We start from the raw sequence: 10,151 nt of genomic DNA, 5'->3' as shown, positions 1-10,151 counted from the left end.
CGTGTATCCGATGGAACGCGTGTCATGCCGGCGCGGCGTGCCGCCCGGCTCGGCTGCCTCCGTAGGCCGCCCGTCGAGCGGACGCCAACCACTGCGGCCACGTCACGACCTGGTCCGGATGGTTGAGCACCGGATCGAAGGCCGGTTGGTTGTCGTCGTTCTCCGTCGGGGGCCCGAGGGACAGCCGGCCGGCGGGCGTCGCGTCGGAGCGCGCGGTCGCCAGGGACAGGGTGAAATCCAGCGGGTCGCAGTCGGAGAGCGCCGTCAGGGAACCGGTCCGGGGTTGCCCGGCGTCCGGTTTGGCGAGCACCCATGTCAGGGCTCCGTTCTCGGTGGTGCGAAACGCGGTGAGGCTGCTGTAACGCGCACTGGACCAGCCGCGAGCGGGCCACAACGCCATCCGGGTCACCGATGGCGCGGTCACCAGCAGGAGGTCCCACGGGCCGGCGGCGAAGTGAAGCCTCACGGCCAGGCCGAGAACGTCGGGCAGGGCGCTCGGGAGGCCGAGTCCACGCGACAGTCGGGCGGTGACCGGAATTCGTCCCTGCACAGGCCACCAGTGGGAGCCCAACTCGGCATGTCCCTGGGTCACCGCGCCGTGCGCGTGGAACACCCGCACCTGGCGGAGGGGCGATGCGAGTGCGAAGGGCGCGCGGAGAGCAGTGTCGATGTAGTTCATGGGAGAGGCGGTACCCGTTTCGGCGGGCCTTCAATCGGCACGCCGAGTTCGGGCGTCGGCCGGTCCTGCGTTTTCCGGATCGGGATGTCGCCATCGTCAGCGATTGGGCGATTCCCCGCGCGCCGCCGCGGGATCGGCGTAGAACGAAGGGGAAGACTGCTCGGTTCAGTTCACTGGAAGGGGCATCATGGTCGACTCCACACCGATCCTGCGGGGCGGGCCACAGCGGCTCGCGGCCGCCTTCGCGTTCGGTGCACTTCTCGCCGCGGCCGTTGCAGGCTGCGGCAACAGTTCCGACGAATCCTCCACGACCACCTCTCCGACGACGACCCACACGACAGCGACGACTCACGAGACGGAGACCACCCACGCGACGGGGACCGCCGCCGGCGCGGACACGGACGCGGTCACGCACGCGTTCGTGACGTTCTTCTCGGGCGAGACGGCAGGCGCCACGAAGATCACCCTGGTCCAGAACGGCGAGGCGTTCGCGGACACCATCAACGCCCAGGCGAACTCGCCGATGGCGACGGGCACCACCGCCACGGTGTCGCACGTGGACATGGACGCGCCGGGCCACGCGACCGTCACCTACACGGTGCTGATCAACGGCCAGCCTGCTCTCACCGATCAGATGGGTGAGGCCGTGCAGGTCGACGGGACGTGGAAGGTGTCGCAGTCCACGTTCTGTGCGCTGCTCACGCTCGAGGGCAATCCGCCGCCGGCGTGCGCGAACCCGGCCACCCCGGCGCCGCCAACCAGCTGAGGTGCGGCGATGGAGCCGGTGACCCTGACACCGGCGACCGCGGGAACGCGGCCGCGGCTCGCGCTGGCCACCCTCTGCGCGGTGCTGTTCCTGACCTTCCTCGACACCACGATCGTCAGCGTCGCGCTCGGGTCCGTGCAGTCCGACCTGCAGGCCGGGGTGGTGCCGCTGCAGTGGGTGATCAACGCGTACACACTGGTGTTCGCGAGCCTGATGCTGATCGGCGGTTCGCTCGGCGACCGTTGGGGCCGGCGCCGGGTGATGGTCGGCGGCATGGTGGTGTTCTGCGCCGGTTCGGTGGTGGCTGCAGCGGCACCGACCACCGCGGTGCTGATCCTCGGCCGCGCCGTCATGGGGGTCGGTGCGGCCGCGTCCGAACCGGGCACCCTGTCGGTGATCCGACACGTGTTCCCGAACCGGGCGGACCGCGCGAAGGCCCTCGGCGCGTGGGCCGGGGTGTCGGGACTCGCACTCGCTCTCGGCCCGGTGATCGGCGGACTGCTGGTCGGGGCGTTCGACTGGCGGGCGGTGTTCTGGTTCAACCTCGCGCTCGGCGTCGTGCTGGTGTTCGCGGCGCTGCGGTATGTCCCGGAGAGCGCCGACCCGCAACCCGGCCGGCTGGACCTGGCGGGTTGCGTGCTCGGGGCGACGTTCCTCGGGTGCGTGATCTACGCGGCCATCGACGGGGAGACGGTCGGCTACGCCGCATCGTCGTCGATCGGCCTGTTCGTGGTCGGTGGGCTCGCGTTCGTCGCGTTCGTGCTGGTCGAGTCGCGGGTCCGCAATCCGATGCTGAACTTCAGGTTCCTGCGCCCGCCCGTGGTGCGCAGCGCGTTGATCGTCGCGTTCGCGGTGTATTTCGGGGTGTTCTCGATCTTCTTCTTCACCGCCCTGTACCTGCAGCAGGTGTTCGGCTACTCGGGGCAGCGCACGGCCGCGGTGTTCGGTCCGATGGCCGCCGCGATCGTGGTCGGCGCGATCGCGTGCGGATTCTGGGTGGCCCGGGCCGCCGCCGCGGTGCCGATGATCGTCGGCTGTGTGCTCGGTGCCGTCGGGATCCTGCTGACCCGTGACGAGCTTGCGGGCACGCCCTCGTTCGGGCCGCTCGCCGCGACCCTCGCTGTGGCGGGGCTCGGATTCGGTGTCGCGGTGGTGCCGTTGACGTCAGCGGTGCTGACCGGGGTGCCTGCCGCGCATTCCGGCATGGCGGCGGCGGCGACGAACACGATGCGTCAGGTCGGTGCGGTGGTCGGGGTGGCCGCACTCGGCTCGCTGGTGAACGCGCACCTGCACGCCGATCTGACGAACCGGCTCACCGACCTGGACGTGCCGACCTCGTTCCAGGGGATCGTCATCCACGCGATCGAGACCGGTGCGGTCCCCGAGGGCGGCGACGCGGCCGCGACCGCCGCGTACGGGCCGATCGTGCAGAAGGTGATCGACGCCGCGTACGCCGCCTTCCACGCCGGCCTCGACACCGCGCTGCTGGTGTCGGCGATCCTGATCCTGGTCGCGGCGGCGGTGACCGTGACCGCGGTCCGCCGCGGCGGACACGGCGGCTACGAACCGGCGGGGGAGGTACCCGCGGCGTGACCGCCGGCCTCGTCGACCGACCGGCTGCGGCTCGCGCGTGACTCTTTCTCGGCGACGGTGAGATACGCGGCCATCAGGCGCTTGAGTTCCGCGACCGCGTCGGAGTGCGACTGACCGTCCTGGACCGAGAAGTTGAGCATCGAGTAGACGACGTGCACGAGCACCTCGGCCATCAGGGTCCGCCGGTGCAGCGGTGTCCGCGGTGTCAGCGGCGCGAGCATCGTGGCGATCTTCCCGGCCAGTTGCTTCTCGCTGATCTTGCCGGTCGCCCGGGTCGACGGGGTGGACTGCATCGCCAGCCACACCTCCCGCCGGGAGGGGTCGGAGGTCCACAGGGTCGCGAGGTGATCGACGAAGCTGTCGAGGAACCGCAGCCAGTCCAGCGACGGGATCACGCCGTCGAACTGCTCGAGCTCGTCCCGCACCGACGCGAAGTCCTGCCGGTTGAGCTCGCAGACGATGACGTACTTGTTGGCGAAGAACTGGTACAGCGTGCCGATCGGGACGTCCGCGCGGGACGCGACCTCCTCGCAGGTGAACGATTCGAATCCGACCTCGGTCAGCAGGTCCCGTGACGCGGCGAGCAGCGCGTCGAACTTGCGCCGGCTGCGCTCCTGGGTGGGCCGCTTGCGGGGCAGCAGCTCCTGCGGGGCGTCCGGTGCCTGTCCCGGCAGGGAGACGTCGGAGATCGCCTCGGCGCCGGCTACCAGGGCCGGGTCCGCACGACGCGAGGCTCGGCTGCTGGTCATGGACTCCACCCACCCAGGTTAACCGGCGCCCGCGCCGGATTCGATCAACCACGCATTCTGGTGGTTCTCGTGGTACCGGACACCTCCGGTTCGGGGAGCGGCGCCCGGGTCACCCGAATCGGGTGAATTGGCGTCACGATTCGATTCCAACCCAGCACGACGTCCGGTTCGCGTGGATAGTGCTAGCAGGAGCTTGCCGTCGTGGGCGCGCGTCGTCCGTCCGGACGGCCGTGCGAGAGGGCGGTGGAGCTGATGAGTGTGGGGACCGAGGGGACCGCGAAACCGACTGCGGGCCGGGTGTTGCCGGTGGGTCCGCGGCAGCAGTACATCACGTGGATCGCGTTGGCCATGATGACGACCAGTTCGGTCGCGAGTCTGCGGTCGGCGCCCTCGATGGCGGTGTACGGGCTCGCGTGCGTCTTCCTGTACGTCGTACCGGCCATCGTGTTCCTGCTGCCGACCTCCCTGGTCTCCGCGGAACTCGCGTCCGGCTGGTCGGGCGGCGTCTACCGGTGGGTGGGCGAGGGGATCTCCGACAAGGCCGGGTTCCTGGCCGTGTGGTGCCAGTTCGCGATGACGATCTTCTACTACCCGACGCTGCTCGGCTACGTGGCCAGCACCTTCGCGTACGTCATCAACCCGTCACTGGCGTCGAACGGCCTGTACACCGCGATCATCATCGTGACCCTGTTCTGGACGGGGGTGTTCGTCTCCTCGCGCGGCATGAAGGCGGTCGCCGGGTTGTCCAGTGCCGGACTGGTGCTCGGCACCCTCATTCCCGGCGTGCTGCTGATCGTGATGGGCATCGTGTTCCTCGGACAGGGCAACGCCTCGGCCGCACCGATGGAGTTCTCCGCGCTGCTGCCGGCCTGGACCGGCATCGCGTCGCTCGTGCTGATCGTCAACAACTTCCTGTCCTACTCCGGCATGGAGATGAACGCGGTGCACGTCTCGAGCCTTCGCAAGCCGGCGAGCGAGTTCCCGAGGGCGATGTTCGTCGCCATGGGTCTGGTGCTCGCGATCTTCATCCTGCCCGCCGTCGCGATCAGCTGGGTGGTGCCCGCGGACCAGTTGTCCCTGACCGCAGGCGTCATGCAGGCCTTCGACACCTTCTTCGCGTACTTCGGGTTCGGCTGGGCCACACCGATCCTCGCCCTGATGCTGATCGCCGCGTCGCTCGGCGGCATGCTGACGTGGCTCGCCGGGCCGTCGAAGGGCCTGCTGATGATCGGCAGGCAGGACGGCTTCCTGCCGCCGGCGCTGCAGAAGCTGAACAAGCACGGTATCCAGCAGAACATCCTCGTCGCGCAGGGTGCGGTGACCACCCTGATCGCGCTGCTGTACGCGTTCATCCCCGAGGTGTCGAGCGCCTACTGGATCCTGTCGGTGATCACCACGCAGGTGTATCTGGTGGTGTACCTGCTGATGTTCGTCGCGGCGATGCGGTTGCGGCGCACCAAGCCGGACCATCCGCGCGGCTACCGCGCGCCTGCGCTGTTCCTGCTGTGCTGGGTGGGTCTGATCTCGAGTGTGGCCGCGTTCTGCATCGGCTTCGTCCCGCCGTCGCAGTTCGGCGGCGGCAGCGTGTTCGTCTACGTGCTGATCGTCGGCGGCGGGTTCGGGATCGTCGGCCTCGGCGTGCCGCTGTTGATCCTGGCCCTGCGCAAGCCGTCCTGGAAACAGGACGTGACCGTGGATCCGCTCCAGGAGCTCTCCGGACAGGAGGCGTGAGATGAGTACACCTGCAACCGGATCCGCCTCGGACGACGCGGTGAGCGTGGCACCCGTCGACGATCTGCACACGCGTCCCGAGAACACCCATCTGACCCTGTACCTCGTCGCCTTCGCACTGTTCGTGGGTCTGGCGGTGTGGGGGTTGGTGGCGTTCAACCAGGACAAGCGCAGCGAGCAGGCGAACCGGATGGCCACCGAACTGGCCCTGCGGTTCTCGGCGGCAGGGCTGGCCCCGCTCGACATCGACGCCACCGCCCGGGTGCTCGGGACCGACGGCGGAGCGGTCTGCGCGGACCCCGCCGCCGCCCTGAACGAGGCGACGCTCGATCAGCAGATCGTCAGCGGTGCGGCCGGACCAGGGATTCGTCCGATCATCGCGGCCCGGAACCTGGTGGTCGGCGAACGCCTGGTGCTCGAGGTCTACTGCCCCGAACACCTCGCGGACTTCGACGCGACGATCGACGATCTGAAGCTCACCGACGAAGGATGAGTCGGAGACCCACCGACGACGGACGACAACACCGGCCAGGAGAGGAGCGGGCGTGACCGACGAGGTGACGACGAAGGACGGAATCCGGGACGCGATCCGGGGGTTGATGCCCACTGCCCGCGAGGAGTTGGCCACGCTCGTGCGGTTCCGGTCGGTGGCCGATCCGCGCCAGTTCCCGCCCGAGGAGTGTCTCGGCGCGGCGAACTGGGTCAAGGACGCCTTCCGGGCGGCCGGGGTGGGCTCGGTGGAGTTGATCGAGACGGTCGACGGCTCGCACGCCGTCGTCGGGCACCAGCCGGGACCGCCCGGTGCGCCGACCGTCCTGCTGTACTGCCATTACGACGTCCAGCCGCCGGGCGACGAGACGAAGTGGCACACACCGCCGTTCGAGCTCACCGAGCGCGACGGCCGGTGGTACGGCCGCGGCGCCGCGGACTGCAAGGGCAACATCGTGATGCACCTGCTGGCGTTGCGGGCGCTCGGTGCGCCGTTCCCGGTCGGTATCCGGGTGGTCGCCGAGGGCACCGAGGAGATGGGCACCGGCGGCCTCGAGGCGCTGGTGCAGGCGCGGCCGGAGCTGTTCCAGGCCGACATGATCCTCGTGGTCGACACCGGCAACGCGGAGGTGGGGGAGCCGACCGCGACGGTCACCCTGCGCGGCGTGGCGAACGTCGTCGTGCACGTGGAAACCCTGGCCGGCGAGGTGCATTCGGGCATGTTCGGCGGTCCGGCCCCGGACGCGTTGGCGGCGCTGGTCCAGATGCTCGCGACGCTGCGCGACGCGGACGGCAACACCGTCGTCGACGGTCTCGACTCCGGGCAGAGCTGGGACGGCGCCGGCTACGGCGAGGAGCAGTTCCGTACCGACGCGGGCGTTCTCGACGGCGTGGAGCTGGTGGGCACCGGCTCGGTCGCGGACCGGGTGTGGGCGCGTCCGGCGCTGACGATCCTCGGCATCGACTGCCCGCCGGTGGTCGGGTCGGCGGCGGCGATCCAGCCGCGGGCGTCCGCACGGCTGAACCTGCGGGTGCCGCCGGGAATGGACCCGCAGGCGGCGCAGGAGGCGCTGACCGCGCACCTGCTCGCCCGGGCGCCGTGGGGTGCGAAGGTGACCGTCGAACCCGAGCAGGTCGGGGCGCCGTTCCGGGCGAGCACCGACGGCCCGGGGTACGCGGCGCTCGGCGACGCGATGGCCGAGGCGTTCGGCAGCGCGATGGGCACGGTCGGGCAGGGCGGGTCGATCCCGCTCTGCAACGTCTTCGCCGACATGGTTCCCGGTGCCGAGATCGTGATGCTGGGCGTCGAGGAGCCCCGCTGCCTGATCCACGCCCCGAACGAGAGCGTCCACCCGTCCGAGATCGAGAATCTCGCGGTCGCCGAGGCGCTGTTCCTGGGTCGCTTCGGATCCTGAAACGCGCCGCGGTGACGCCGAACCGTCGACCGGTCCGCCGGGTCGGGGTACGGCGTCGCCGCGGCGCGCGGGTGTCAGACGGACAGGTCGCGGCGCAGCTTGGCGACGTGGCCGGTGGCGCGCACGTTGTACTGGGCTACCTCGATCTTCCCGTTCTCGTCGACCAGGAAGGTCGACCGGATCACGCCCTGCACCTTCTTGCCGTACATCGTCTTCTCGCCGAACGCGCCCCACGCCGCGAGGGTCGCGCGGTCCGGGTCGGACAGCAGCGGGAAGTTCAGCGACTCGGTGTCCCGGAACTTCACCAGCTTCGCCGGCTTGTCGGGGGAGATGCCGATCACGTCGAGCCCGGCGTCGTTCAGCTCGGCGAGGCTGTCGCGGAAGTCGCAGGCCTGTTTGGTGCATCCCGGGGTGCTCGCGGCCGGGTAGAAGTACACGATGACCTTGCGGCCGCGGTAGTCCGACAGCGAGACCTCGTTGCCGTCGGCGTCGGGGAGGGTGAAGTCGGGTGCGGTGTCTCCGGGGGCGAGTCTGATGTTCTCGGTCACGGTGGCCAGGCTACTTGCCGGGCGACGCCGGGTACGGTCATGCGGAGAAGAGATCGACCACGAGAGGAAGTGGGATTCACGTGCCCAGGGACACCGAGAGCATCGAGCGCGACATCGAGCGGGCGCGCAACCAGCTCGCCAGCACCCTCGACGAGCTGAGCGTGCGCACCAACCCGAAGCGGCTGCTCGACACCGCGAAGACCGCGGTGCTCGCCAAGGTGAACGAGCCCCCGGTGAAGTTCGCGCTGATCGGCGCGGGTGCACTGGTGGCGGTGCTGGTGGTGCGGAAGATCTTCCGCTGAGACGCGAAAGGCCCCGGTCGGAGACGACCGGGGCCTGTTGCTTGTGCGCCATCAGGGACTTGAACCCCGAACCCGCTGATTAAGAGTCAGCTGCTCTGCCAATTGAGCTAATGGCGCCTGGTGGGACACGCGTCAGGCCCCGATCCGTTGCTGGATGAAACAGCCAGGACCGGGGCCTGCGTGTGGTGCGCCATCAGGGACTTGAACCCCGAACCCGCTGATTAAGAGTCAGCTGCTCTGCCAATTGAGCTAATGGCGCGCGGTGCGTCTCGCGAGGCGTGATGTCTCGCTCGGTGCGAAGAGAACATTAACAGCAGTCGCCGCCGGATGTGAAATCGGCTGGTCAGGTCGGCTTTTGCGGCGGTGGATCCGCCGCGGTCTCCCCGCTGGCGGTGTTTGCAACGGGAACGTTATGGCGCCCTGCGGGAGCGCCGCGGGCGCGGTCTGCAACGACCTGGCAAAATTCCGGGTCGCGGGTTGTCGCGCGGAGGTCGGCGCGGTTCGGGGTCCCGTCGAGGACACGTGTGAAGTGGGGTTGCGGTGAGGACGTTGCGGGTGGGGATCGCGCTGGGCGCGGCGGTGCTGGCATTGGGCGTGTCGGGTTGCACGGTCCCGTCGAGCGGCCAGGCGTCCGCGGCACCGGCGATCGACGTCAACCCCGTCACCGAGCTGATCAAACCGAAACTGACCGCGGCGGTCGCCGACGGCGCGGTCGGGCACTCGCCCGGCGAACCGGTCGCGGTGCAGGTCACCGACGGCAAGCTCTCGAACGTCACCCTCGTCGACGCCGCCGGCGCGACGGTGGCCGGTGCGATCGCCCCGGACGGCCGGTCCTGGGTCAACACCGCGCCACTCGTCTACGACGGTCACTACCGGTTGCAGGCCGAGGCGATCGGGCTCGGCGGCCCGGGCACCCTGGTGTCGAACTTCGCGACGAGTTCGCCGGGCAACCTCACCAAGCCGTACGTCCTGCCGGGCGAGGGCGACGTCGTCGGCATCGGGCAGCCGGTCGCGGTGCAGTTCGACGAGAACATCCCCGACCGGGCGGCCGCGCAGAACGCGATCACGGTCGTCACGAACCCGCCCGTCGAGGGGGCGTTCTACTGGGTCAACAACCGTGAGGTGCGGTGGCGGCCCGAACGGTTCTGGGTCCCCGGCACGACCGTGACCGTCGACGTCAACGTCTTCGGCCGCGACCTCGGCAACGGGCTGTTCGGGCAGGTGAACCAGCACACGCAGTTCCGCATCGGCGACGCGATGGTCGCGACCGCCGACGACGTCACCAAGCAGGTGACGTTCGAACGCAACGGGCAGGTCGTGATGACGATGCCGACGTCGATGGGCAAGGACGGCACCCCGACCGACAACGGCGTCTACATCATCGGAGACCGGTTCGACCACCTGGTGATGGACTCGTCGACGTACGGGGTGCCGGTGAACTCCCCACAGGGCTATCGCACGCCGGTGGACTGGGCGACCCGGATGTCCTACAGCGGCATCTTCTTCCACTCCGCGCCGTGGTCGGTGAGTCAGCAGGGCTACTCGAACACCAGCCACGGCTGCCTGAACCTGAGTCCCGCGAACGCGAAGTGGGTGTACGACAACACCAAGCGCGGCGACATCGCGATCGTGAAGAACACCGTCGGTGGCACGCTGTCCGGCGTCGACGGACTCGGCGACTGGAACATCCCGTGGGCCACCTGGAAGGCCGGGAACGCGAACGCCTGACGGGGTGACGGAAACCACAGTGCCCCGGACCCGAATTCGGGTGCGGGGCACTGTGGTCGGACGTCGCCCGCGACGGGGCGCCGAATCAGATCATCGAGCGGTGGATGCCCTGCGGCTCGCCACCGAGCTGGGTCAGCGCGGAGGCGTGGAA

The 10,151-nt window shown here is 69.5% G+C and carries 10 protein-coding genes and 2 tRNA genes; 7 read left to right on the top strand and 5 right to left on the bottom strand.

The features are described 5' to 3' along the window. Positions 1 to 22: 22 nt before the first annotated feature. Positions 23 to 679, bottom strand: coding sequence for a phosphodiesterase (locus tag ABD951_RS15410; protein WP_345346420.1), 657 nt, complete (start codon positions 677 to 679; stop codon positions 23 to 25). Positions 680 to 866: 187 nt separating this feature from the next. On the opposite strand from ABD951_RS15410, the gene ABD951_RS15405 reads away from it, so the two are divergent. Together ABD951_RS15405 and ABD951_RS15400 are read left to right on the top strand one after the other, a co-directional pair. Next, complete coding sequence (locus ABD951_RS15405; protein ID WP_345346417.1) at positions 867 to 1,445, top strand: MTB12 C-terminal domain-containing protein; 579 nt, start codon at positions 867 to 869, stop codon at positions 1,443 to 1,445. 9 nt (positions 1,446 to 1,454) lie between these two features. Then, positions 1,455 to 3,038: an MFS transporter gene (locus ABD951_RS15400; protein WP_345346414.1), complete on the top strand. Its 1,584-nt coding sequence runs from the start codon at positions 1,455 to 1,457 to the stop codon at positions 3,036 to 3,038. Here the strand turns inward: ABD951_RS15400 and ABD951_RS15395 are convergent. Then, the gene (locus ABD951_RS15395; protein ID WP_345346411.1) at positions 3,005 to 3,796 is read right to left on the bottom strand and encodes a TetR/AcrR family transcriptional regulator; all 792 of its coding nucleotides are present in this window, start codon (positions 3,794 to 3,796) and stop codon (positions 3,005 to 3,007) included. The two genes, ABD951_RS15400 and ABD951_RS15395, sit on opposite strands and share 34 nt — an antisense overlap. A 243-nt stretch (positions 3,797 to 4,039) precedes the next feature. Here ABD951_RS15395 and gadC point away from each other — a divergent pair, with 243 nt between their 5' ends. The 3 genes from gadC to ABD951_RS15380 are packed head-to-tail and all read left to right on the top strand — an operon-like array spanning position 4,040 to position 7,422. Beyond that, entirely contained in the window at positions 4,040 to 5,518 is a 1,479-nt protein-coding gene (gadC, locus tag ABD951_RS15390) for a glutamate/gamma-aminobutyrate antiporter GadC (protein ID WP_345346408.1), read from the top strand. 1 nt (position 5,519) lies between these two features. Beyond that, positions 5,520 to 6,011 (top strand): hypothetical protein, encoded by a 492-nt coding sequence (locus ABD951_RS15385; RefSeq protein ID WP_345346405.1) that lies wholly within the window; start codon positions 5,520 to 5,522, stop codon positions 6,009 to 6,011. Between the two features lie 52 nt (positions 6,012 to 6,063). Further along, positions 6,064 to 7,422: a dipeptidase gene (locus ABD951_RS15380; RefSeq protein WP_345346402.1), complete on the top strand. Its 1,359-nt coding sequence runs from the start codon at positions 6,064 to 6,066 to the stop codon at positions 7,420 to 7,422. 74 nt (positions 7,423 to 7,496) lie between these two features. Here ABD951_RS15380 and bcp read toward each other — a convergent pair whose 3' ends face one another. After that, positions 7,497 to 7,970 (bottom strand): thioredoxin-dependent thiol peroxidase, encoded by a 474-nt coding sequence (gene bcp, locus ABD951_RS15375; RefSeq protein ID WP_345346399.1) that lies wholly within the window; start codon positions 7,968 to 7,970, stop codon positions 7,497 to 7,499. Positions 7,971 to 8,050: 80 nt separating this feature from the next. On the opposite strand from bcp, the gene ABD951_RS15370 reads away from it, so the two are divergent. Next, the gene (locus ABD951_RS15370; protein WP_345346396.1) at positions 8,051 to 8,272 is read left to right on the top strand and encodes a DUF3618 domain-containing protein; all 222 of its coding nucleotides are present in this window, start codon (positions 8,051 to 8,053) and stop codon (positions 8,270 to 8,272) included. A gap of 44 nt (positions 8,273 to 8,316) precedes the next feature. Here ABD951_RS15370 and ABD951_RS15365 read toward each other — a convergent pair. Continuing rightward, positions 8,317 to 8,389 (bottom strand) — tRNA-Lys (locus ABD951_RS15365). A gap of 66 nt (positions 8,390 to 8,455) precedes the next feature. Then, a tRNA-Lys gene (locus tag ABD951_RS15360) sits at positions 8,456 to 8,531 on the bottom strand. Positions 8,532 to 8,827: 296 nt separating this feature from the next. On the opposite strand from ABD951_RS15360, the gene ABD951_RS15355 reads away from it, so the two are divergent. Next, the gene (locus tag ABD951_RS15355) at positions 8,828 to 10,000 is read left to right on the top strand and encodes a L,D-transpeptidase (protein ID WP_425569862.1); all 1,173 of its coding nucleotides are present in this window, start codon (positions 8,828 to 8,830) and stop codon (positions 9,998 to 10,000) included. The last annotated feature ends 151 nt before the right edge of the window (positions 10,001 to 10,151 follow it).

Source organism: Rhodococcus olei (assembly GCF_039540555.1).
Lineage (GTDB): Bacteria > Actinomycetota > Actinomycetes > Mycobacteriales > Mycobacteriaceae > Rhodococcus_G > Rhodococcus_G olei.
Note: the sequence above shows the minus strand (reverse complement) of the source record. Positions and strands in the feature narration are given on the sequence as shown.

Coding starts and splice junctions, on each gene's coding strand:
- ABD951_RS15410 (WP_345346420.1), bottom strand. CDS start 679: ATGAACTACATCGACACTGCTCTCCGCGCGCCCTTCGCACTCGCATCG.
- ABD951_RS15405 (WP_345346417.1), top strand. CDS start 867: ATGGTCGACTCCACACCGATCCTGCGGGGCGGGCCACAGCGGCTCGCG.
- ABD951_RS15400 (WP_345346414.1), top strand. CDS start 1,455: ATGGAGCCGGTGACCCTGACACCGGCGACCGCGGGAACGCGGCCGCGG.
- gadC (WP_345346408.1), top strand. CDS start 4,040: ATGAGTGTGGGGACCGAGGGGACCGCGAAACCGACTGCGGGCCGGGTG.
- ABD951_RS15385 (WP_345346405.1), top strand. CDS start 5,520: ATGAGTACACCTGCAACCGGATCCGCCTCGGACGACGCGGTGAGCGTG.